This window comes from Arthrobacter silvisoli, assembly GCF_003369445.1.
Classification (GTDB): Bacteria; Actinomycetota; Actinomycetes; order Actinomycetales; family Micrococcaceae; genus Arthrobacter; species Arthrobacter silvisoli.
The window spans coordinates 45927-67349 of sequence record NZ_QRCU01000040.1 but is presented as its reverse complement, the minus strand read 5'-3'; the positions used below and the strand labels follow the sequence as shown (position 1 = coordinate 67349).

Below are 21423 nucleotides of genomic sequence, written 5' to 3'. Positions count from 1 at the left end.
AGGCGTCGTGCCGCCGGTCGGGGCTACTGCTCGAAGCCGAGCGCAAACGCGGCGTCGAGATCGTGCTGGGAGTACGCGCGGAACGCGATGTGCGTCGTCGTGTGCACGACGGCGGGCACCTTGGACAGCCGGTCGGCAATGACATCGGCCAGTTCTTCATGCTTCGCCACCCGTGCCACCGCGATCAGGTCCCACTCACCGGTGACGGAATAGACCTCGCTGATGCCCTGGATCGCGGAAATTTCCTCGGCCGTTTCCGGAATGCGGGAAGCGTCGGTCTTGATCAGGACAAAGGCAGTGATCACTGTGGGGCCTTTCCTACGTGCGGCATGAGCCGGCGGTCAGTGGACGAATGCAAGCCTAGTCCCCGTCGGCTCCCAAGTCTCGCTGCGCTCGACCCGGGTCCCTCGCCGACGTGGGCCCACCCGCCAGCTCCCAAGTCTCGCTGCGCTCGACCCGGGTCCCTCGCCGACGTGGGCCCACCCGCCAGCTCCCAAGTCTCGCTTCAGGACCGCCGGGACGTCCGCAGGCGGAGCGCCAGGGCCCAAAGCAGACGGTATCCGAGCAGGAACACGGCGAGGGTAACCAGCGCGACGACGATGAACGCGACGGCGGCAGTGTGCCCGCTCGCCAGGCGGAGCAGCATGCCTCCAGCCACCGTGCTGATCCAGATCACGACGCCGGCAGGCCAGGTACGCAGCGGCGCGCGCCAGGCGCGGGCAATAAGCCAGCCGGCGGCGGCCCCGGCGAGGAAGGGCCACGCCGTATCCAGAACCCCAAGAACGGATTCGCCGCGCTGATGGGTATCCCGGCCGATTGCAGCGAACAGCAGAATCAGGGCAGCATCAATGACGGCAACGGCGGTGGGCAACAGGGATCCACGGGGGCTTGAAGGCATGCTCCGACCTTATCCCGCGCCCGTTATGGTTCCGAATCCCGGTGGCCTTGAATCGGGGCACCTCCGGGAGCAGGATGGGCTGGGCGTCAAACGGCGGGAGGGCACATGAAAGTCATCCAAATAGCGCAGCGAGCGGTGGACCTTGAGCGGGCCACCGCCTTCTACTCTGGGTTGCTCGGCACGCGGCCTCTCGCCCGTTTCGAGGAGGCGGGCCTGGTGTTCTTCGACCTCGGAGGTGTCCGGCTGCTCCTCGAACGCGGTGCGCCGTCCGCGCTTGTCTACCTCGATCGGCCTGATCTCCACACGGCGCTCCCCAGGCTCGAAGCGGCCGGAGTGAAGGTCCTCGCACGGCCACAGCTGATCTTCACCCACCCCGACGAGACTTTGGGGCCGGCAGGAACCGAAGAATGGATGGCGTTCATCGAGGACAGCGAGGGCAACACCGTGGGGTTGGTGTCCCGGACGCCGGCCGCGGGGGACTGACGGACCGTTGTGCTGGAGGTGGTGGCCGACTAGCCTCAATCGGGGGCTCAAAGCGCCATCACCGTATGGGAGGGATGCACGGTCATGCAGAAGATTTCGACCTGTCTTTGGTTCGACGGAGCGGCCGAGGAAGCCGCGGCCTTCTACGCAGGGATTTTCCCCGACTCGTCAATCGGCACAACGACGCCTGGCCCGGACGGCAAAGCCATGACGGTTGAGTTCAGCCTCGAGGGCCGGGAATTCCTTGGCCTCAACGGTGGACCGATGTTCAACTTCACTGAGGCTGTGTCCTTCGTGATCAACTGCGATTCGCAGGACGAGATCGACCGGTACTGGGACGCCCTGACCGCCGGGGGCGAGGAGAGCCAGTGTGGCTGGCTCAAAGACAAGTTCGGAGTTTCATGGCAGGTTGTCCCGGCGGCACTTCCGGGCCTGTTGCATGGTCCCGACCCGCAAGGCTCCCAGCGGGCCATGGAGGCAATGTTCCAGATGAAGAAACTGGACCTGAACGCCCTGCAGAAGGCCTACGACGGCATCTGATGTCACCAGCAACACAGTCCAGCAGTACCAGCGAAAGAGGAGAAGCAAAGTAATGGCAACACGTCTCAATCCGTACCTTTCCTTCCGCGACAACGCCCGGGATGCCATCACCTTCTATGAATCGGTGTTCGGCGGCGAACTGACCATCAGCACGTTCGGTGAGTTCCAAGCCAGCCAGGACCCGGCAGAAGCCGACAAGGTCATGCACGCCATGCTTGTTTCGGGCAACGGGCTGGTACTGATGGCCTCCGATACGCCCAACGGCATGCCGTACAACCCAGGCGACAACATCTCGGTGTCGCTCAGCGGTGAGAGCAGCGACGAGGCGGAACTGCGCGGCTACTGGGACAAGCTGTCCGACGGCGGCACGGTGGCGATGCCGCTTGAGCCGGCTCCCTGGGGTGACACTTTCGGGATGTGTACAGATAAGTTCGGGATCACCTGGCTTGTGAACATCGCCGGCGCCCAGCCGGCAGCGGAGTAGCTTCGGGCGGGCGGAGGCGGGAGCAGCCTCCGCCCGCTCACCGGGCTCGTGCGTGACGGTGGCCTGGTGCGGGGCCGTCAGCCGCCGAAACTCGGGGAGGGTCCCCCAGACCATTCCCGCAGCCCGCGTTTGCAGGAGCACGTTGCCCTGCGCGGTTGATTCGACAGGTCCGGCAACGACGGGACCCGGCGTCCGCCTGAGCCGTGTGGGCTAGCCGGATTCGGCCGGGTCGTAGTCGAACGCCGGCAGTCCATCGGTGCTGCGCCGGTTCCTGTCGGCGCGGTAGGCGGCACTGCCGGCGTCGCCCTTCCGCTCGAAATAGGGGCCCAGGAGGTCCCGGTGCCCTTCGAAGGCCATGAGGGGGACGCCCCAGCCGCACGAGTCGGAAACGCGGTCGACGTCGACGACGATCACCGCACGGGTGCCCGGTTTCCGGTCAAAGTGGCGGGCGAAGCCGTCGAACTCCGAATCGTAGGTGGTGACGATCCGGCCGCGGCCGTGAAGCCTGACGATGTTGGGCGGACCCTCGAACGCGCAGAACATGACCGTCACGCGGCCGTTCTCGCGCAGGTGTGCGATGGTTTCGCTTCCACTACCTGTGACGTCCAACCAGGCGAAGGTGCGTTCGTCGAGCACCGCGAAGGTGCCCGGGAGTCCGCGGGGCGAGACATTGACATGTCCCTCCCCGGACAACGGCGCTGTGGCGACGAAGAACACCGGCTGGCGTTCAATGAATTCGCGTAGCTTGTGGTCGATGGATTCGTGGACTTTCCCCATGGAGGGACTATGGCAACGAGGGCCGGGCCTCGGCAAAGTGGTTCCAGCAGATGGGCACCTGGCGGCGAGTTCAATGTGAACGTCGCTGGGACATCGGGATGAATGCTGGGTTCAGATTGTGAACGCAGGGGAGTGGCGCTAACCCATTCCGGCCGGACCGGCCCACGTCGCAGGGGCGCCTGTTTCAATAATCGCTGCCGTGCAGGTGTCAGAGAGGGGAGTGCGGCCTCAGCGGCCACGGGACAACTTTGACCTAAGTTCTCCTGCATGGGCAGCGAGGGTCCGACGCCGGCCTCGGGTGAAGCTTTTCGCCTGCAGGTCGAGGACGAACCGGCTGCCCAACTCTCCCACACCCAACAGCTGACCCACCCGGAGTCTTGCCTCATCCACGTCTTCTGAGTCCTCGATTGCCTGGAAAACCTCCTCGCGCCGATCCATCGCCTGCACCAGGGCATCGACGATCATCAGTTGTTGCCTTATCTGCCGCTCATCCTCATCCATGCGGCGATTCTTGCACGACGGAAGTGATGGGCAGCTGCGGACGACAGGCGTCCCCACGCCGTGCTGATCGATATGGTGGATACCAACTGAGGGAAGGCTGGCGCCATGCGGAAACTGATCTACGCCATGAACCTGACGCTGGACGGCTACATCGCCGCTCCCGGAGATGACATCGGCTGGAGCGGGCCGCCGAGCGATGAACTGTTCCAGTGGTGGCTAGACCAGGAACTGGCAAGCAGCCTGACACTGTACGGGCGCAAGCTGTGGGAAACCATGAGTTCCTACTGGCCGACCGGCGACCAGCAGCCCGACGCCACCCCGGCCCAGATCGAATTCGCACGGAACTGGCGGGACACGCCGAAGGTGGTGTTCTCCTCAACGATCGACAAGGTCGACTGGAACACCCGCCTGGTTACCGGCGACGCGATTGCGGAGATCACCCGGCTTAAGACCGACGACGGCGGCCCGATGACCGTCGGCGGCGCAACGCTCGCCGGAGCGGCCATGCGGGCCGGACTGATCGACGAGTACGTGCTGGTAACCCATCCGGTCCTGGTGGGCGGCGGCACGCCGTTCTTCGCTGCGCTGGACAGCTGGGTGAACCTGAATCTCGTGGCGACGCGGATTTTTTCCGGCGGCGTGGTCATGGCCAGGTACGAGACGAGGCGCTGAGTCGATTCATACGAACGGTCGCGTCCAGCACTTGGCGCACCAGGGGGAGTGGGGCGAAATGATTCATATGGTGAGTCACGCGGGTTACAACTGGCATCGCTGGAGATCGAATTTGGGCATACTGCGGGCCAACGGAACGCCAGCAGGGGCCGTTCAGATAGCCATGGAAGCTTGAGTGATGGGAAAGCCTGAAGGGCGGAGATATGTCCGATACCAAGCGGTCGTACCGAATGGCCGAGGTACCTACCCGGGCATATTTGCTCTAGCCAACGGATTAGCAAGGAGTGGTCGGCTTTCCCCGGAGGATTGGGCCGCGTGGAGAGACGCGAATGATCGTGCCGACGCCGCGTATACGGACCCGTCTACTATTGATGCTTCTGTCTTCAGCCGTGAGGTGAACCCCACGGCTCAGTCTTGGTTCAAGGCCACCGCAACGCATCTCCTGGCCGATGTCGGCTACTACGGGGATCTACTTAGCCGCTACCAGATTGAGTATGAGGTGCTGACCTCGGATGATCCAGGAACATTGATCTATGAGGACGAAGTCCAGATAGTCGTGGTGCCGCGGCCGGGCAGGGCGGACCTAGGTCCAGAGGATGACGTAGCGCGACCAGGCGTCACCTAGTCAAGGAATGGCGTGATGTCCGCTGAAGCTGCGGATGTCCTTTCTCAAATTAGTTGGCTCTGTAGCCGGATCAGTCGGCGCCGCGTTGCGCGCGAGGACGATCTTGGCCTGCCGGGTAAGGGCATGCGTGTCCGTGGTTTCCAGCACGGTGTCGGCCGCCAGCCAGCCGAAACGTTCCCGGTCGTAGGCGTCTTTCTCCTCGGGGGAAAGGGCTTTGAGCTCCTTGCGGGAGAGCCGCGCCGGCTCGATCGGGGCGTGGTCGACGAACTGGCGCCAGGCGGTCAGAGAGTCGGGGGTCGCGATGGTTCAGTAGATGCGGTAATCACCATTCTACTTTACATAATGTAGATTATCGGTAGTTAAAGTACGGGAGTAGAAGTAGCTGCGAGAACTCCCTTCCCTTGACGAATCCAGCGTTTCCGCAGGTCGCCAGGGCTTTGCTGGTGACGCGCGCTCCTCACACCGACGGCTGAATTTGCCCTTGGATCGCTTATGGCTGTAGGTTTCCTGCATCTAATGCATGTTTCCATGGTTTAGGGGTCGTTGTGAGTGGTGCCGTTCCAGGTTTCGTCCCGCGGATGCTGGTGGATCCGGACATTGGGCTGTTCAGGGCTGATGAACGGGTTTTCACGGCCATGCTCGATGGCTGGCGGGCGCAGATGCTGGCACGCGGCCTCACGACTCAGACCATCAAGCAGCGCTGCCAGCTGCTGGAGCGTTTTCAGCGCTTCACGGGTGAATTTCCGTGGCAATGGCGGCCGGCAGACGTCGATGACTTCCTGGCCGATCTGCGCTCGGGCGAGAAACCGATCAGCCTGAAAACGTTGCGCTCGTACAGCAACGCCGTGGCGATGTTCTGCTCTTACCTGACGCATCCTGGCTATGGGTGGGGCGAGTTCTGCGAACGGACATTCGGCGATATTCCGAGCCAGATCTGCTTCGAGTGGAACATGCCACGGCACACCACCGATGATGCCGTCCCGGCGAAGAAGCGGTCCTTCACCAAGGCGGAACTGCAGCGCCTTTTCGACTACATCGATGACCTTGTCGACCGGGAATACGCCGCTGGCAGCAAGCGTTGGCTGCCCCTTTTCCGCGACTCGGTGGCGTTCAAAGTCTGTTACGCCTATGGGCTTCGCCGACGCGAAATGACCATGCTGGACCTGGAAGACTTCGGCCCGAACCCGCACGTCAGCGACTACGGCCGGTTCGGAGCAGTCCAGGTTCGGTTCGCCAAAGGTACGGCAGGCTCGGGACCCAGACGTCGCACCGTGCTGACCGTGCCGGAGTTCGACTGGGTCGTGGACCAGCTCAAGACCTGGACAGTCGGCGGCATGAGGCAGCAGTTCCCGACAGCTGACAGGTCTTCGGCTCTTTGGCCGAGCGAGCGGGGCGCCCGGATGTCCCTGGGCTCATTCGGGGATGCGTTCGCAGCTGCCCGGGATGCCGTCGGCCTGCCCCAGGAGCTTGGTCTGCATTGCCTCAGGCATTCCTACGTGACCCACCTGATCGAAGCCGGCTACGACGCGGCCTTCGTGCAGACTCAGGTTGGCCACTCCTACGCATCGACCACCGGGCTCTACACATCGGTATCGTCGGACTTCAAGCAGAAAACCGTGCAGCAGATGATTGCACGCCGCATCGCGAACTTGGAGGACCCAGATGCCTGAACAGCGCCGGATTGGCTACCGCTGGAACTTGCGAGCCCTGATGGCAAAGCAGAACCTGTGGAAGACCACCGAACTGATGCCGCTCCTGAAGTCTCGTGGCATCAACCTCTCCGAAAGTCAGGTCTACAGGCTGGTCACATCGACTCCGGAGCGCATTCCGGCCAGGACATTCGCCGCGCTCTGCGACATCCTGGACTGCACACCCAACGACCTGTTCGAACCATTCGTGGAGATGCGCGCCGCGGCGACAGCGAATGCCCCGAAGCGCAGTGAAGACCTCGGCATCCAACCAGGCAACCCCATCGCACGACGTGTCCGCCTCGTCGCTTCTGAGGACGGTGAGTAGGCCACGCAAAGCAGAGGACCCGATCCGCTGGCCGGTTCCCTGCAGTCGCTGCGGTCAGCACCATCAAACCGTCGCGCGCTGGCCAGACGGCGGCGTTTGCGGCTACTGCTATCAGCAGGCAAAGCGCACCCGTGGAGTCTGCGCCTGCGGCCACGAAGGTGTTCTGCCGGGAATTATCGATGAGGAGCCGGCATGCCGCAGCTGCTCGGGCGTTCGGCTCAACGTCGACTGTGTGGGCTGCGGCGCCGAAGACGAACTTTACAGTGGTGGACGCTGCTGGACCTGCGTCCTCGGCGACATCGTAGACGACCTGCTTACAGACCCAGCTACGGGAGTCATGGCCACGGAACTGATCCCGCTGGCGGCGGCACTGAAGTCAATGAAACGGGCCAACAGCGGCATGACCTGGATCCGGCAAAAGCACGTCACGGCCTTCCTTCGTAACCTCGCTACCGCACCCAAAATCAGTCACGACACCTTCGATGAACTGCCCGACTCCCGCACCCGCGAGTACGTCCGAGGGCTCCTCATCGAACACGGGGTGCTCCCCCAGCGAAATGCGTTCCTGATTCGCTACGAAAGCTGGGCCACCCAAGCCATGGAACGCGTCAGCGACCCACAGAACCTTGACGTGATCCGCCGCTACATCCGATGGCATCACCAGCGACGCATGAACCTCATGGACGAAGTCCCCCGCGGCACCTTCCTACGCGCCAAACAGGAAGTCACCGTCGCCATCGACCTCCTGAACTGGCTCACCGGTCATGACATCAAACTGCCTGAACTGCAGCAGTCCCACCTTGATGTATGGCAATCCGAGGGGCCCACGACGAGACGCATCGCTGAGCGCTTCCTCAAATGGGCCATCAAAACCAAGGCCGCCCCAGCGGGGCTCACCATCATCCCGCACCGCCGCGGCACCAGCCCAAGACTCCCCAAGATCGGGCAAGACAAAGCGCTCCAACAAATCATCCACACCAACGCACTCGAGACCCGTGACCGGGCCGCCGCGATCCTCATCCTCGTCTTCGGACAACAAGCCGAAAACATCGCCCGGCTGACCTGGGACGACGTCACAGTCACTGAAGACTTAGTCACCATCCAACTCGGAACCACCAAAATTGCGCTGCCGGACCCGTTAGCCCAGCCATGGCGGGAGCTCGCCGCAAACCCAGGCCACGAACTGACCGCAGCACACCCCAACACCAAGTGGGTATTCCGCGGAACATCACCCGGACGCCACATCCACCCAGGGCACCTCACAACCCGACTCAACAAGCTCTTCAGCACCCGCGCCGCGCGACTCGGAACCCTCCACGAACTCACCAAACTCGCACCGGTGGCCATCATCGCCGAAACCCTCGGCTACTCCCCGACTACCATCGAACGCCACGCCACCGACTCGGCATCCGCCTATGCCCGGTACATCGCAGCAGTAAACGAGTCCGTCCTGCACGAAAGCCCGAGAAACTAGAACGGCTCGGTCTCGCTTGCGTCCGTGAGGGCATACCTAAAGCTGCCGGCCCCGACGATCCCAGTCCTGGCGACGGGCTTCTTCCTCGTCCCAGAAATGACCGTCGTAGTGGCGCACATAGAGCAGATAGGCGGTGAAGACCGCGCAGATAATCAGCATTGCCAGCATGAGGTAAAGAAAGGCACCCCAAGCTAGATTCCACCGGAATGCAATTTGCACGATTGCGTTTACGGCCATGAAGGACACCATGACCAGCTGCCAGCGAAATCCGCCCCGCGTCATACGCGGCTCAAGGCGCTTCCGACCCTTAGGCATATTCGGAGCCTACAGCCGGAGGAGCTTTCTGTCATGAGCTAACACCGGCCCCGCCACCGAGCAGTGTGAGTGCCGTTCACCGTCGGGCAAATGACGGAGGCGGCTACTCCCGTCCCATGAATACCCGTGCATGCCAGTTGAGTATCACTTACGGCAGGAACTGAGCAATTGCCGCTGCCTATAGGTTGAGGTTCATGCCGGAGACGGTGAGTATCGCGCTCAATGCCAGGTCCGGCACACCCCTGATCCGACACCAAAGGCCAGGTCCTCACCGCCGGCAGCACCACCTTCACCTACACCAAGGGCGGCCGCGCCGCCACGGCCACCACCGCCGCCAGCACCACCTTCACCTACACCAAGGGCGGCCGCACCGCCACGGCCACCACCGCCGCCAGCACCGCGACCTACAAGTACGACGGCGACGGCCGCCGCATCAGCGCCGCCCTCGGGTCAGCGAAGACAACCTTCGAGTGGGATCATCAACGGCGCCCTGGTCCGGCACTACACCCAGGGCGACCAGCCACTCATCGCCCACGACGCCACTGGAACGGCGGCGTACTTCCACACAGACCGGCTCGGCTCCATCCGCGCCGGCACCGACAGCACAGGAACCGTCACCTCCGCCGGCGCCTGGGAACCCTATGGCCGGCCCCGCGCCACCGGACCGAACAACCCCAACGCTCCCCCGCTGGGCTGGCTGGGCCAATACCAGGACTCCACCGGACTCACCCACCTGCGCGCCCGCCAATACGACCCCATTGCCGGGATCTTCCCCAGCACCGACCCGGCCGCGGCCACGAGCTACTCCGCGACCTACACCTACGGCTCAGCCAACCCTCTGCGGTACCGCGACATCACGGGCCTGGACTTGGACCACTGGGACTGGAACGACGTCTGGGAGGGCATCGCCCAGGCAGCCCAACCCCTCTCGGATGGCGGATTCATCTCCTGGATCGACCGCAGCATGCGGCCTCTCCCTTCGTCTGCGTACACACCCGTCGCAGCAACGGCAACCAACGCCGGCGCGACAGCCGCTATTGCCTACAACAACTGCAGCGCCGGCAAAGGGTCCTGCGGCGAGGATGTCGCAAGATCTGCCGCAGCCGCCTCGCAAATTTCCCCCGGCGCCAAGAATCTTAAAGGGGCGGCTTCCGCGCTGAACCGGCTCGGAGGAAGTGACCACATCGTTCTTGGGTTCGAGAAATTTGGTGAGGGAGACCGCGGCCCAGGTGGGCGGACGGCACCTCTTGGACGACAATCACTGGATGGACACATTGCGCGCGGCTGTGCAAAACCCCAACGTCAAGTTCACCGTGAGTCTTGATGGGTTTAGGAGTGAGGGGTCAACGTACTCGATTGTGATGGCCGCTGCACAAAAAGGCGCATCCGGAAGATCCACATACACAGAATGGGAGATGGCGCAATTGTATGGAGCTGGCAGGTTGCCCGACGTGACCTTCGTGCGGAATGGGCGCCCGATTGTGAATCCGTTCGCCCATGGATGAGCGGCTGATAGACCGGCCTGATCGTCGATTCCTTATCTGGGTGTACACGGCAGGTATGCGTAGGCTCATCCTCCGCAGTAATAATTCGGAGACCGTCGCGACGCGGGTCGAGGTCTTGTTTCAGGACGTGCAGGCTATGAACTTGCCAACCCAATTGGATGGCCTGGTAGTTACCCTTGCGGGTCCGGAGGCGCAGGCGAGAATCAGTGCGGAAACAGGGCCCATGCATAGTGACCTCAAGTTCTTCGAAATCGAGTGCGCCGGGCGGCGGGGTTACGTGGTCGCCGGCGTTGTTGCCGAGGACGAAGACGAGGGCGAGTACGACGAGCCGAGCAAGTACTGGCGGAGGGACTGGATGGCTGATATCCATCCATAAACAAACCGGCACTAGCTGTTGTCAGGCCTTCCACCGGCTTCGCATGTGAGCCTCGGCGCGTAATGCTGGTGATGCGCTGGCGCCCGCCGGCATGCTTGGTGGCCTCCCGGACTGGGCCTTCTTGTTTGGACTGTGTTGTCTCTGATGAAAAGAACCTGTGCCCCCTATGGAGCGTCGGGGCGCTGGTCTTGGCCATACTGCCGTGTGGTGACGCCAGCGGGTCGGAGGCTGTGCACAGCCGCCGGCCCCCTGTGGTGACCCTTCGAGCAGTGTGGTGACCTGGTGGTTGTGTGCAGCTGCCTCATTGGGTCCCGGCGTCCACGTGTGTGCGGGAAAAGCAGCGGAGCGGTTTTGGCTTCTAACTCCCGTCCCATGGCGAATCCGACGTTTGTTAGTCGGGCTTCGCGTAGCCTTCGAACTCTGTCGCAGCGGAGTGCCAGTTAAAGACAAGGGAGCCTGCCGCGACGGCGTTGCGGCGGCTACTGTTGGGCGCATGGCGGATTCTGAGATCCTGCACGTGGACGGCCCCGACGGCGCGCGGGAGGTCAAGCTGAGCAGCCCGGACAAGGTGCTGTGGCCCAGCGTCGAGGGGCAACATCCCCTCACCAAGCGCGACCTGGCCCGCTACCTGATCTCGGTGGCATCGCCCTTTCTCCGGCTCAACGGCGACCGGCCCATGACTCTGCAGCGCTTCCCCGAGGGGATCGACGGCGAGGAGTTCTTCTCGAAGCGGCCGCCGCGGGGCGCGCCTTCCTACCTCAGGACGGTGACGTGCACCTATCCGTCCCACAGGCGCCATGACCAGCTCGTGTTCGACGAGGCCGCGGCACTCGCGTGGGCGGCGCAGATGGGAACGATCACCTTCCATCCTTGGCCGGTGCGCACGGCCAATCTGGACAACCCGGACGAGCTGCGGATCGACCTCGATCCGCAGCCCGGGCGCGACTTCCGGGACGCCGTCACCGCCGCGCTCGCGCTGCGCGAGGTCATGGCTGCGGCCGGGCTCACGGCGTACGCGAAGACCTCGGGCAACCGGGGCGTCCACGTCTATGCGCGCATCCGGCCCACGCACGAGTTCCTTCATGTGCGGCACGCCGTCATCGGGATTGCACGCGAGCTGGAGCGACGGATGCCGGACCTCGTGACCACCTCGTGGTGGAAGGAGGAGCGCGGCGAGCGGGTCTTCGTCGATTTCAACCAGGCCAACCGCGACCGGACGATCGCCGCCGCCTATTCGCCCCGGCCCTTGCCGCACGCGCCCGTCTCGACCCCGCTGGCGTGGGACGAGCTCCCCGACGCCGACCCGCGCGACTTCACCGTCCGTACGGTTCCCGCGCTCCTGGCCGCCCGTGACTGCCCGTGGGTGGAAATCGACGCCGCGCCGGGTGACATTTCGGACGCACTCGCCTTATGGGAGGCGGACCTCGAGCGCGGGCTCGGCGAGCTCAACTTCCCGCCGGACTACCCCAAGATGCCCGGCGAGCCGCCGCGGGTGCCGCCGAGCAAGCGCAAGGCGGACCGAGCCGACGAGGACTATTCGGCACCCAAAGCGGAGCGCGACGCCGAATGGGGCACCGCGATCGCTCCCCCGTACGGGCCGATGCTGGCCAAGCCGGTCAAGAAGTTACCGGTCGGCGAGTACCTGTACGAGCCGAAGTGGGATGGCTTCCGCTCGATCGTGTGGCGCTCCGGCGATCGGGTAGAGATCGGATCGCGCAACGCCCTGCCCATGACGCGCTACTTCCCGGAGCTCGTCGAGGCCATCGTCGCGAACTTCCCCGACCACTCGGTCATCGACGGCGAAATCGTCCTCGTGGACCCGGACACCGGCGACCGGCTCAACTTCGATGCCCTCCAGCAGCGCATTCACCCTGCGGCCTCCCGCATCGCAAAGCTGAGCACTGCAACGCCGGCGAGCTTCGTGGCCTTCGACCTGCTCGCCCTGGGCCAGACCAACTACGTCGAGCGTCCGTTCCGCGAGCGGCGCGCAGCCCTTGAGGAGGCATTCAGGGACGCCAAGCCCCCGGTCTACCTCACTCAGGCGACCGAGGACCCCGCCATCGCGCTGGAGTGGTTCAGTACATTCGAGGGCGCCGGCCTCGACGGCGTCATCGCCAAGCCCCTCGGAGAGCTCTACGCCGAGGACAAGCGGATCATGTCCAAACTCAAGCACGAGCGGACGGCCGACTGCGTCCTCGCCGGGTACCGGCTCTACAAAGACGAGCCCGACGCCGTCGGATCCCTGCTCCTGGGCCTCTACGACGCCCAGGGCCGGCTCAACTCAGTGGGCGTCATCGGGGCGTTTCCTATGGCCCGCCGCAAGGAGCTGTTCGACGAGCTGCAGCCGCTCGTGACCACGTTCGACGGGCACCCCTGGGCGTGGGCGCAGCCCGCAGAGGTGCTGCCGGACAACCGCGACCAGTCGGCACCGCGTACCCCTGCGGCGGCGGCGCACTCACGCTGGAACGCAAACAAGGACCTCTCGTTCACCCCCCTGAGGCCGGAGCGCGTCGTCGAGGTCAAGTACGACCACATGGAGGGCGATCGGTTCCGACACACCGCGCAATGGGTCCGATGGCGCCAGGACCGCTCGCCGGAGTCGTGCACCTATGACCAGCTCGAAGAACCCGTCAGCTATGACCTCTCCTCGGTCCTGGCCCGGGACCGGCCCGCGTAACCCGCCCGCGGAGGGGCGGTTCCCTGGCCGGGACCTATTTGTTCGACAGGCACAGACAGGGCGGGCGGTGATTGCCGGCGTCATCGTCGCGCCGACTACGCGGCGAGACGCAGGCTCTCCGAGGGTTTGACCTTCTGGAGAGGCAGGATCCCGGCGGCTCTCTTGGCACTGCTCCCCCGCCGTCGATTCCCGCGGGAGTCACGCATACTCAGGCAGGCTTGGCGTACGTGGCGGCGCTCATGATTTCGTACGCCACGAAGGGTTCATCGCCTTCCACCCAGGCGTCATGCCCGGCCGGAATGGCGTAGGCCGCACCTGGATTCACCGTGATCTGCGAGCCATCCTCCATCTGCACCACCAGTGTCCCCGAGGTGCAGACTCCAAGGTGATTGACCTGGCAGCTGTCGGTATGGACGACGGTTTTGACCGTCTCGGACCAACGCCAGCCCGGCTCGAAGGTAAACCTTCCCAAGGTGGTGTCACTGATCGTTACAACGTCAACTTCGGTCCGCGGCGGACGGCGCTTTTCGTCAGGCTCGTCAAACGACTTCGATTCAAGGGCATTGACAGTTACTGAGGACATCTCTTCTTCCTCACGGAAAGTGGCATGCAGCTATTCATCCGGAGCGCGAGAGCTTCTCCGGGGATGCGGCTGGCAGGCGAACACTTTTCTGCCAGTACCGGGGACCAGCGGTACCAGAGTGCTCCCGCAGCCAAAGCATGTCAAGAAGCCCGCACGCCCCTCACCGTCGTTCCAGCAGCAGCCGACTCCAGGCATCAGTGAGCCAGTCGGCGAACTGCTGCGGAGTCCAACCTCGTTCAGCGACGAGCAGGATCCAGTATTCGGGCCCGTTCATGCTCCACACGACGTCCGCGAGTTCGTCGGCGGGCCGGTCGGCTCGGAGTTCGCCTGTGCTCGCAATGTCCTCGATGAACCTGCGCATGTTGGCTGCGCGCCGTTGGGAGATTTCGGCCCATAGGGCGGCGGAGTCAGGGTCGGTGGAGCCGGCGTCCCTGAGCGCGAGATAGACCGGTGCCAGGCGCGGATGGATTCCGGCCAGGGCCTGGGCGTAAATCGAGATCTTCTCCCGTGCAGTTTCAGCCTGCCGAAGGCGTTGTACGTAGTCGCGGCGCTCGGCAGGGACGGCGTGGTCCGTGCCGGAGATGGCCGTTTCGACGACCTCGCGCATTAGAGCCGGCTTGCGGCCAACGGTCGCGTATACGGTGTCGACGGCGACCTCGGCGCGCCGCGCGACGTCTGCGATCGTCGTCGCGGCGTAGCCCTTCTCGATGAACAGCTCGCGTGCCGCCGCAATCACGGAGTGCCGTGTTGCAGCAGCTTGCTCGCGGCGCCGCGCGGAGTCATAGCGGCGCCTGGGGCCATTGACTTCGCTCATCGTCGAACCTACCCTTTATTCATCCGAAATGGTTTCGGATGAATTTTAGCAGGAGGCCGGACATGGTCTCAGGGGCAATCACCCAGGACAACACAGCCACCTTCCGGCGGCTGATCCTTGAAGGATTCCAGGCGGGCAACCCCGGGGTCGTTGATGAACTGGTGGCGCCGGATCTGATCGAGCACCAGTTCGGGCTTGCCGGCGATGGCGGGCACGCCGTGGAAAACCTCAAACGGGCGATCGTCGGTCTGCACAAGGCGATGCCTGACGTGCAGTACACCTTCGACGCCACCATCGCCGACGAGGACACCGTCTGGACCCGGATGACCGCAAGCGGCACCGACACGGGCGGCTTCTTCGGCCATACCCCCACGGGGCGGGCCGTGAGCATTACCGTGGTGGACATCGCCCGCTTCAGCGCCGGCAAGCTGGTCGAACATTGGGGCGTGCCCGACCGCTTCGCGCTGCTGGCCCAACTGGGGCACCTCGACAACAACGCCGGAGCCAAGAGCAAGCCGTAGGCAACAACGGCATGCGTGCGGTAGCGCGGAGCCAGCCCCTTAGGGGCCTCCTCAGAAAGCAACCACGTGCGCCTCAGGCCCCCACGTAGTCCGCCAGGTGCTGCCCGGTCAGGCCCGCCCGGGCAGCCACCAGCTCAGCCGGAGTTCCCTCGAAAACGATGCTGCCGCCGTCGTGCCCTGCGCCCGGTCCGAGGTCGATGATCCAGTCCGCATGGGCCATCACGGCCTGGTGGTGTTCGATCACGATTACCGACTTCCCTGACTCCACCAAGCGATCCAGCAGCGCCAGGAGCTGCTCGACGTCGGCCAGATGCAGGCCGGAGGTCGGCTCGTCGAGGATGTAGACGTTGCCTTTCTCCCCCATCTGCGCGGCGAGCTTGAGCCGCTGGCGCTCACCACCGGACAGTGTGGTGAGCGGCTGCCCCAGCGCAAGGTAGCCGAGGCCGACGTCTGCCAGGCGCCGCAGGATGGCATGTGCGGCGGGGATCTTCGTCTCCCCGGCGGAGAAGAATTCCCCGGCTGCGCTCACGGACATGCCCAACACTTCGCTGATGTTGTGTCCGCCCAGTTTGTACTCGAGTACAGCGGCCTGGAAGCCCTTGCCCTCGCAGTCCTCGCACGGCGTGGCCACGGTATCCATGAACCCGAGTTCGGTGTAGATGACCCCGGCACCCTTGCACTCAGGGCAGGCCCCTTCGGAGTTCGCGCTGAAGAGGGCCGGCTTCACACCGTTGGCTTTGGCAAAGGCTTTGCGGATGGGTTCCAGGAGGCCCGTGTAGGTTGCCGGGTTGCTCCGCCGGGAGCCCTTGATGCCGGACTGGTCAATCGACACCACGCCTTCCCCGCCGGCAAGCGAGCCGTGGATCAGGGAACTCTTGCCGGAGCCGGCCACCCCGGTGACCACCACCAGGGCACCCAGCGGGATGTCGACGTCGACGTCTTTCAGGTTGTGCTCCGAGGCGCCCCGGATCTCCAGCTTGCCCTTGCCCTTGCGGACCTTGTCCTTGAGCTTCGCGCGGTCGTCGAGGTGTCGCCCGGTCAGCGTGCCGCTGCCCCGCAGTCCCTCGACAGTCCCTTCGTAGCAGATACTTCCGCCGGCGGATCCGGCGCCGGGACCAAGGTCGACGACGTGATCGGCGACGGCGATCGCCTCCGGTTTGTGCTCCACCACCAGGACGGTGTTGCCCTTGTCACGCAGCCGCAGGAGGAGCCTGTTCATCCGCTGGATGTCGTGGGGATGCAGGCCGATGGTGGGTTCGTCGAAGACGTAGGTGACGTCGGTGAGCGAGGACCCGAGGTGGCGGATCATCTTGACGCGCTGCGCCTCCCCGCCGGAAAGCGTTCCCGACGGCCGGTCCAGGGACAGGTAACCCAAGCCGATCTCGACGAACGAATCGAACAAGTGCAGCAGGTTGCCCTTCAGCGGCGCCACCGACGGGGCGTCCAGTTCCCGGATCCAGCGCGCAAGGTCCGTGATCTGCATGGCACAGACCTCGGCGATGTTCAGGCCGTTGATCCGTGAGGAGCGGGCCGCGTCGTTGAGCCGGGTGCCTTCGCAGGCCGGGCAGCGCGCGAAAACGGCCGCGCGTTCGACGAAGGCGCGGATGTGCGGCTGCAGCGAATCCGGATCCTTGCTGAACATGGACTTGCGGATCTTCGGGATCAGGCCCTCATAGGTGACGTTGATGCCCTTCGCCTTGATCTTCACCGGCTCCTTGTAGAGCAGGTCGTCCAGTTCCTGCTGCGTGAAGTCCTTGAGCGGCTTGTTCGGGTCGACGAAACCCGACTCCGTGAAGGTGGCGACCATCCAGCCGTCCGCGGTGTATCCGGGAACGAGGATGGCGCCGTCGAGCAGGGATTTGTTTTCGTCAAAGATGGCGGTGAGATCCAGGTCGGAAACCGTGCCGCGGCCCTCGCACTCGGCGCACATGCCGCCGTAGTAGACGGCCTCCCGCACGATCGTTTTCACCCCCTTGGCGTCGGTCATGACGCCGCTGGCCTTGCGGGTGGGAATGTTGAACGAGAAGGCCACGGCAGGCCCGATGTAGGGCGTGCCGAGCCTGCTGAAAAGCACGCGCAGCATGGCGTTCGCATCGGTGACTGTCCCTACGGTGGAACGCGCATTGGCGCCCATGCGCTCCTGGTCCACGATGATCGCCGTGGTCAGGCCTTCAAGGACATCCACGTCGGGGCGGGCGAGCGAGGGCATGAATCCCTGGACGAAGGTGCTGTAGGTTTCGTTGATCATCCGCTGCGACTCGGCCGCGATGGTGCTGAACACCAGGGAGCTCTTGCCGGAGCCGGAGACGCCGGTGAACGCCGTCAGGCGCCGCTTCGGAATCTGCAGGCTGATGTCCTTCAGGTTGTTCTCGCGGGCACCCTCCACCTTGATCAGTTCGTGGCTGTCGGCAAGCGGCACCGAGGCGGATTCGGCTTCGGTTCCCGTGTCAGTACTCATCGTTTCTCCGTCCGTGAATCGGCGGGCCCACGCGCGGCCCCCGTGGTCCTGCGATGCCCGGTGCGGCCTGCGGCGGCCGGGCACAGCGCTCCTGACCACCACACTAATCCCGTCCCGGGCCCTGCGGCTTCTCTGATCCTGCTCCGATCCGGCCCATTGTCTTAAGCCGCCTCGGCGCCAACAATGAAGCATGCCGGTCTACGTGAATTCCCTCGAGACAGCCGTACCGCCAACAATCCTGGTGCAACCCCAGGCACGCGATGTATTCGCCGCCCAGCCCGGCCTCACCCGGCTCGGCTCCAGACTCGTCAGGACCTGCTTCGACTCCGCGGCGATCGATACCCGGCATACCGCCGTCGCCGAACTTACTGAGGGCGGAAGCCCGGATCGCCGGGACTTCTACGACCCGGACAGTGGGGCGGTCCTCAGCCCCAGCACGAAAGTGCGCAACGACCTCTTCTACACCGAGGCCACCAAATTGTTCATCGAGGCGGGCAAGGCCGCCGTCGGCCGCTGCCCGGACGTTGAACCTGCCGACATCACGCACGTGATCACCGTGTCCTGCACCGGTTTCTTCAATCCCGGACCCGACTACAAGGTGGTGCGCGCCCTCGGACTCAACCCGGCCGTGCAGCGGTACCACCTCGGGTTCATGGGATGCTACGCGGCATTCCCGGCACTGCGGGCGGCGCGTCAGTTCTGCCTCGCGGACCCGGCCGCGGTGGTCCTGGTGGTCTGCGTCGAACTGTGTTCCCTGCACGTCAGGACGTCCAACGACCCGGACACGATCATGGGCTCGGCGATTTTCGCCGACGGCGCGGCGGCCGCCGTCGTCAGTTCGCGGACCCCGGCAGGACCGGATGCCGCGTTGCGGCTGGACCACTTCGAAACGGTCCTCACTCCGGTCGGCGAGGAGGCGATGGCCTGGAACATCGGCGATCAGGGTTTTGAAATGGTGCTGGGCAGCTACGTTCCGCACATCATCGAAGAACACATCACCGGTGCGCTGGAACCGCTGCTGGCCCGCGAAGACGGGCTGACGGGGCGGCCGTACCGGGAGATCCCGCACTGGGCCATCCACCCCGGCGGCCGGAGCATCCTGGACAAGGTCGAAGCCAAACTCGAGCTCCTCGAAGAACAGCTGCGGCCCGCGCGCGAGATCCTGCGCGACTTCGGGAACATGAGCAGCGCCACCGTTCTCTTCGTGCTCAAGCACATCCTCAGCCAGCCGCCCCGTCAGGGCGAGGAACGGGTCTGCTCCATGGCGTTCGGCCCCGGTCTGACGGTGGAAACCGGCTTGTTCACCAAGGTCGCTCCCCTGCAGTCATGACTTCCTTCCTGCAGGCACGGGAGGGCAGCCTGACCGAGCAGATGGACCGCCCGGACTGCGACGCGGCCCGGCTGCGGCGAAGCTACGCAAGGTTCCCCGTCATCAATTTCCTGTTGGCGCGCTGGGGCCGGAACTACGCGCGGCGGATCAGGCCCTTGCTGTCCGGCACAGCGGCGACGCTGCTGGACATCGGATGCGGCGGAGGGGACGTCGTACGGCGCCTCGCCGGCCGCGCCGCCCGCGAAGGCCTTCGCCTGGAGGCGACCGGCGCAGATCCCGACTCCCGCGCCCACGCGTTCGCCACCTCCCGGAAAGCGCCCGACGGCGTCCGGTACCGCAGGGCGCTCAGCTCTGAACTGGTGGCGGAAGGCGCGCGCTACGACGTCGTGATTTCCAACCACGTCCTCCACCACCTCAGCGCCACCGAACTGGCGGACGTCCTCGCGGATTCCGAGCTCCTTGCCCGACGCCTCGTATTGCACAACGACCTGCGGCGCAGCCGGCTCGCGTACCTTCTCTTTCTTGTGGCCTTCTGGCCGTTGGGACCCGGCTCGTACATCCACACCGACGGGCTGGCATCCATCCGGCGCAGCTACACTCCGGCCGAACTGCGGAAAATCGTGCCGCCCGGCTGGCAGGTGGAGCGCAACGGGCCCTGGCACATCCTGCTGGTGTACCGTCCGCCGGGGGCAGGCAGTGCTTGACGTCGGGATCGTCGGCGCCGGTCCGGTGGGCCTCTGCATGGCTGGGCTCCTGCTCCGGCGCGGGCTCGACGTCGCCGTTTTCGAAAAACGCACCAGCCCGGGGACCCAGACCCGGGCCATCGGCATCCATCCGCCCGCCCTGGCGGTGCTCGAAAGCATCGGTGCCGCCGGGCCGCTGATCGGGAGCGGGGTGCAGATCAGGGGCGGCACCGCGTACAGCGCCGGGCGGAAAGTCGGTTCGCTGGATTTCGGCCTCCCGGGCGCCGAGTACCCGTTCATTCTCTCAGTGCCCCAGACGAGGACCCTGGCGGTCCTGGAGGATCGCGTTGCGGCGCTCGGTTCCGGCGTGCTGCGCCGCGGCATCGAGGTGCTGGACTCAGTGCCCGACGGCGGCGGCCTCCTCTTGCGGGGCAGGCGGGCCGATGGCGCCGGGCCGGCCGCGCCGTTTGAAGCGCGGTGCCGTCTCCTGGTTGCCGCAGACGGCGCGCACTCCGGGCGCAGGACGGCGCTGGGAGTCACGCCCACCCTGCGCAGCTACCCGGACCACTATCTCATGGGCGACTTCCACGACGGCACCCCATACGGCACGGAGGCCGTGCTTTTCCTGGAAGCGCCGGGAATCGTGGAGTGCTTCCCCCTGCCGGGCGGAATCCGCCGCTGGGTGGTGCGGATGGGCCGGCCCGCCGCGGAACCGTCGGCCGGCTTCCTGGCTGAGCTCATCCGGGAACGCACGGGGGCGGTAGTAGAGCCGGCCGGCAATTCGATGCTCAGCGCCTTCGGCGTCACGTCCCGCCTGGCGCCTGCCATGGTCCACGGGCGGACCATCCTGCTCGGCGACGCGGCCCACGAGCTGAGCCCGATCGGCGGACAGGGGATGAACCTGGGCTGGCTGGATGCCGCAGCACTGGCTCCGCTGCTGGAACGCATGGTCCAGGTGGAACGGGGCCGGCCGGATCCGACCCTGCACGCGGAACTCGCGGAACTGGAGCGCGTTCGGCTGCACGCTGCCCGCAAGGCCAGCCGCCAGGCCGGTATCAACATGGCGCTTGGCCGGCCGATGCCTCCCGCGGTACTCAGGGTCCGTAACGCCATCGTCGGCCGGCTGGTCCGGCGGCCGGCCGTCGCCGGATTCGTGGCACGGCGTTTCACCATGCACCAGGTGGATTGACCCGCTTCAGCGCGCCCGTGCGGGAATGTCAGGCAGTGACGGTCAGGAAGTGACCGTCACTTGGGTGGGGTCGGTGAAGTAGCAATCGTAGCTGTCCTGGCTGCGGATCCGTCCGTTCTCGACTTCGAAGACAGCGGTGGTGCGGGCGCGGATGGTGTCCCCGGCGTCCCAGTGCGGCAGGTCCAGCAGCAGGACCGCCGACCAGTTGATTTCCAGGACCACCCGGTTCCCCTCGCAGGTGGTGCGCACGATGTCGAAATGCTGGTTCCTGACCACGTCCTTGCTCTGGTCCGCTCCGGAAAGGGTGGCCCGCAGGTCCCGGATGGCGCCCCGCACCGACAGCACATGGGGCCATTCCGTAAGCCTGAAATTGTCTGCGAGGAAGGGCCGCACTTCTTCGGCTCCTCCCCCGCCTTCAACCGCACGGATAAAACCCAACACACAGTCCAAGGGGGTCAGCTCAGTCACTTTTCGAGCCTAGCGCACGCCACGGACCGGCCCG

At 65.0% G+C, this 21423-nt stretch carries 23 protein-coding genes; 14 read left to right on the top strand and 9 right to left on the bottom strand.

Going from position 1 to position 21423, the window contains the following annotated elements; all coding sequences use genetic code 11:
• Window positions 1-23 precede the first annotated feature (23 nt).
• Together DWV11_RS11995 and DWV11_RS11990 are read right to left on the bottom strand one after the other, a co-directional pair.
• Window positions 24-305 (bottom strand): Lrp/AsnC family transcriptional regulator, encoded by a 282-nt coding sequence (locus tag DWV11_RS11995; protein ID WP_115789157.1) that lies wholly within the window; start codon window positions 303-305, stop codon window positions 24-26.
• A gap of 200 nt (window positions 306-505) precedes the next feature.
• Window positions 506-898, bottom strand: coding sequence for a DUF3054 domain-containing protein (locus tag DWV11_RS11990; RefSeq protein WP_115789156.1), 393 nt, complete (start codon window positions 896-898; stop codon window positions 506-508).
• Between the two features lie 105 nt (window positions 899-1003).
• On the opposite strand from DWV11_RS11990, the gene DWV11_RS11985 reads away from it, so the two are divergent.
• The 3 genes from DWV11_RS11985 (at window position 1004) to DWV11_RS11975 (ending at window position 2405) form a co-directional block, all read left to right on the top strand.
• A complete protein-coding gene (locus tag DWV11_RS11985) occupies window positions 1004-1381 on the top strand; it encodes a VOC family protein (protein WP_115789155.1) in 378 nt (125 codons plus the stop codon).
• Window positions 1382-1465: 84 nt separating this feature from the next.
• A complete protein-coding gene (locus tag DWV11_RS11980; RefSeq protein WP_115789154.1) occupies window positions 1466-1921 on the top strand; it encodes a VOC family protein in 456 nt (151 codons plus the stop codon).
• Window positions 1922-1973: 52 nt separating this feature from the next.
• On the top strand, window positions 1974-2405 hold the full coding sequence (locus DWV11_RS11975) for a VOC family protein (RefSeq protein ID WP_115789153.1): 432 nt from the start codon (window positions 1974-1976) through the stop codon (window positions 2403-2405).
• A gap of 210 nt (window positions 2406-2615) precedes the next feature.
• On the opposite strand, the gene DWV11_RS11970 is transcribed toward DWV11_RS11975, so the two are convergent.
• Window positions 2616-3182 carry a pyridoxamine 5'-phosphate oxidase family protein gene (locus tag DWV11_RS11970; protein ID WP_115789152.1) on the bottom strand — a complete coding sequence of 189 codons (567 nt, stop codon included), beginning with the start codon at window positions 3180-3182 and terminating at the stop codon, window positions 2616-2618.
• 228 nt (window positions 3183-3410) lie between these two features.
• Window positions 3411-3683, bottom strand: a complete 273-nt coding sequence (locus tag DWV11_RS11965) for a DNA gyrase subunit A (RefSeq protein WP_115789151.1) — start codon at window positions 3681-3683, stop codon at window positions 3411-3413.
• 105 nt (window positions 3684-3788) lie between these two features.
• On the opposite strand from DWV11_RS11965, the gene DWV11_RS11960 reads away from it, so the two are divergent.
• From DWV11_RS11960 to DWV11_RS11935, 4 genes are all read left to right on the top strand, one after another.
• Window positions 3789-4355, top strand: a complete 567-nt coding sequence (locus DWV11_RS11960; protein WP_115789150.1) for a dihydrofolate reductase family protein — start codon at window positions 3789-3791, stop codon at window positions 4353-4355.
• A gap of 1170 nt (window positions 4356-5525) precedes the next feature.
• Window positions 5526-6650 (top strand): tyrosine-type recombinase/integrase, encoded by a 1125-nt coding sequence (locus DWV11_RS11945; RefSeq protein WP_245953583.1) that lies wholly within the window; start codon window positions 5526-5528, stop codon window positions 6648-6650.
• Window positions 6643-6996, top strand: coding sequence for a helix-turn-helix domain-containing protein (locus DWV11_RS11940; protein WP_115789147.1), 354 nt, complete (start codon window positions 6643-6645; stop codon window positions 6994-6996). The genes DWV11_RS11945 and DWV11_RS11940 overlap by 8 nt, the downstream gene beginning before the upstream one ends.
• Before the next feature lie 337 nt (window positions 6997-7333).
• Window positions 7334-8470, top strand: a complete 1137-nt coding sequence (locus DWV11_RS11935; protein ID WP_245953581.1) for a site-specific integrase — start codon at window positions 7334-7336, stop codon at window positions 8468-8470.
• A gap of 36 nt (window positions 8471-8506) precedes the next feature.
• On the opposite strand, the gene DWV11_RS11930 is transcribed toward DWV11_RS11935, so the two are convergent.
• Window positions 8507-8752: a DUF2244 domain-containing protein gene (locus DWV11_RS11930; protein ID WP_342767742.1), complete on the bottom strand. Its 246-nt coding sequence runs from the start codon at window positions 8750-8752 to the stop codon at window positions 8507-8509.
• Window positions 8753-9260: 508 nt separating this feature from the next.
• Between DWV11_RS11930 and DWV11_RS20660 the strand changes: the two genes are divergently transcribed.
• The 3 genes from DWV11_RS20660 (at window position 9261) to DWV11_RS11915 (ending at window position 13343) form a co-directional block, all read left to right on the top strand.
• Window positions 9261-10109, top strand: a complete 849-nt coding sequence (locus tag DWV11_RS20660; RefSeq protein ID WP_115789166.1) for an RHS repeat domain-containing protein — start codon at window positions 9261-9263, stop codon at window positions 10107-10109.
• Between the two features lie 404 nt (window positions 10110-10513).
• A complete protein-coding gene (locus tag DWV11_RS20135) occupies window positions 10514-10666 on the top strand; it encodes a hypothetical protein (protein ID WP_168404683.1) in 153 nt (50 codons plus the stop codon).
• A gap of 493 nt (window positions 10667-11159) precedes the next feature.
• The gene (locus DWV11_RS11915; protein ID WP_115789143.1) at window positions 11160-13343 is read left to right on the top strand and encodes an ATP-dependent DNA ligase; all 2184 of its coding nucleotides are present in this window, start codon (window positions 11160-11162) and stop codon (window positions 13341-13343) included.
• A gap of 208 nt (window positions 13344-13551) precedes the next feature.
• Here the strand turns inward: DWV11_RS11915 and DWV11_RS11910 are convergent, their stop codons facing one another.
• A complete protein-coding gene (locus tag DWV11_RS11910; protein WP_115789142.1) occupies window positions 13552-13926 on the bottom strand; it encodes a cupin domain-containing protein in 375 nt (124 codons plus the stop codon).
• A 160-nt stretch (window positions 13927-14086) separates the two neighbouring features.
• Window positions 14087-14740 (bottom strand): TetR/AcrR family transcriptional regulator, encoded by a 654-nt coding sequence (locus tag DWV11_RS11905; protein ID WP_115789141.1) that lies wholly within the window; start codon window positions 14738-14740, stop codon window positions 14087-14089.
• A 62-nt stretch (window positions 14741-14802) separates the two neighbouring features.
• On the opposite strand from DWV11_RS11905, the gene DWV11_RS11900 reads away from it, so the two are divergent.
• Window positions 14803-15261 (top strand): ester cyclase, encoded by a 459-nt coding sequence (locus DWV11_RS11900; RefSeq protein ID WP_115789140.1) that lies wholly within the window; start codon window positions 14803-14805, stop codon window positions 15259-15261.
• Window positions 15262-15334: 73 nt separating this feature from the next.
• On the opposite strand, the gene DWV11_RS11895 is transcribed toward DWV11_RS11900, so the two are convergent.
• Window positions 15335-17719 (bottom strand): ATP-binding cassette domain-containing protein, encoded by a 2385-nt coding sequence (locus DWV11_RS11895; protein WP_115789139.1) that lies wholly within the window; start codon window positions 17717-17719, stop codon window positions 15335-15337.
• Window positions 17720-17909: 190 nt separating this feature from the next.
• Between DWV11_RS11895 and DWV11_RS11890 the strand changes: the two genes are divergently transcribed.
• Genes DWV11_RS11890 through DWV11_RS11880 form a run of 3 tightly spaced genes read left to right on the top strand, consistent with a single transcriptional unit; the run spans window position 17910 to window position 20921 of the window.
• Window positions 17910-19049, top strand: coding sequence for a type III polyketide synthase (locus tag DWV11_RS11890; protein ID WP_115789138.1), 1140 nt, complete (start codon window positions 17910-17912; stop codon window positions 19047-19049).
• Window positions 19046-19753 (top strand): class I SAM-dependent methyltransferase, encoded by a 708-nt coding sequence (locus DWV11_RS11885; RefSeq protein ID WP_115789137.1) that lies wholly within the window; start codon window positions 19046-19048, stop codon window positions 19751-19753. The genes DWV11_RS11890 and DWV11_RS11885 overlap by 4 nt, the downstream gene beginning before the upstream one ends.
• Window positions 19746-20921, top strand: a complete 1176-nt coding sequence (locus DWV11_RS11880; protein WP_115789136.1) for an FAD-dependent oxidoreductase — start codon at window positions 19746-19748, stop codon at window positions 20919-20921. Before DWV11_RS11885 ends, DWV11_RS11880 begins: the two co-directional genes overlap by 8 nt.
• Before the next feature lie 42 nt (window positions 20922-20963).
• Here DWV11_RS11880 and DWV11_RS11875 read toward each other — a convergent pair whose 3' ends face one another.
• A complete protein-coding gene (locus tag DWV11_RS11875; RefSeq protein ID WP_115789135.1) occupies window positions 20964-21389 on the bottom strand; it encodes a nuclear transport factor 2 family protein in 426 nt (141 codons plus the stop codon).
• Between the last annotated feature and the right edge of the window lie 34 nt (window positions 21390-21423).

Bases quoted from the DNA above. Each gene is read 5' to 3' on its own strand.
- DWV11_RS11910 (WP_115789142.1), bottom strand. From the start codon at position 13,926: ATGTCCTCAGTAACTGTCAATGCCCTTGAATCGAAGTCGTTTGACGAG.
- DWV11_RS11975 (WP_115789153.1), top strand. From the start codon at position 1,974: ATGGCAACACGTCTCAATCCGTACCTTTCCTTCCGCGACAACGCCCGG.
- DWV11_RS11895 (WP_115789139.1), bottom strand. From the start codon at position 17,719: ATGAGTACTGACACGGGAACCGAAGCCGAATCCGCCTCGGTGCCGCTT.
- DWV11_RS20135 (WP_168404683.1), top strand. From the start codon at position 10,514: ATGCATAGTGACCTCAAGTTCTTCGAAATCGAGTGCGCCGGGCGGCGG.
- DWV11_RS11930 (WP_342767742.1), bottom strand. From the start codon at position 8,752: ATGACGCGGGGCGGATTTCGCTGGCAGCTGGTCATGGTGTCCTTCATG.
- DWV11_RS11905 (WP_115789141.1), bottom strand. From the start codon at position 14,740: ATGAGCGAAGTCAATGGCCCCAGGCGCCGCTATGACTCCGCGCGGCGC.
- DWV11_RS11990 (WP_115789156.1), bottom strand. From the start codon at position 898: ATGCCTTCAAGCCCCCGTGGATCCCTGTTGCCCACCGCCGTTGCCGTC.
- DWV11_RS11970 (WP_115789152.1), bottom strand. From the start codon at position 3,182: ATGGGGAAAGTCCACGAATCCATCGACCACAAGCTACGCGAATTCATT.
- DWV11_RS11890 (WP_115789138.1), top strand. From the start codon at position 17,910: ATGCCGGTCTACGTGAATTCCCTCGAGACAGCCGTACCGCCAACAATC.
- DWV11_RS11960 (WP_115789150.1), top strand. From the start codon at position 3,789: ATGCGGAAACTGATCTACGCCATGAACCTGACGCTGGACGGCTACATC.
- DWV11_RS11985 (WP_115789155.1), top strand. From the start codon at position 1,004: ATGAAAGTCATCCAAATAGCGCAGCGAGCGGTGGACCTTGAGCGGGCC.
- DWV11_RS11940 (WP_115789147.1), top strand. From the start codon at position 6,643: ATGCCTGAACAGCGCCGGATTGGCTACCGCTGGAACTTGCGAGCCCTG.
- DWV11_RS11935 (WP_245953581.1), top strand. From the start codon at position 7,334: ATGGCCACGGAACTGATCCCGCTGGCGGCGGCACTGAAGTCAATGAAA.
- DWV11_RS11980 (WP_115789154.1), top strand. From the start codon at position 1,466: ATGCAGAAGATTTCGACCTGTCTTTGGTTCGACGGAGCGGCCGAGGAA.
- DWV11_RS11965 (WP_115789151.1), bottom strand. From the start codon at position 3,683: ATGGATGAGGATGAGCGGCAGATAAGGCAACAACTGATGATCGTCGAT.
- DWV11_RS11900 (WP_115789140.1), top strand. From the start codon at position 14,803: ATGGTCTCAGGGGCAATCACCCAGGACAACACAGCCACCTTCCGGCGG.
- DWV11_RS11885 (WP_115789137.1), top strand. From the start codon at position 19,046: ATGACTTCCTTCCTGCAGGCACGGGAGGGCAGCCTGACCGAGCAGATG.
- DWV11_RS11915 (WP_115789143.1), top strand. From the start codon at position 11,160: ATGGCGGATTCTGAGATCCTGCACGTGGACGGCCCCGACGGCGCGCGG.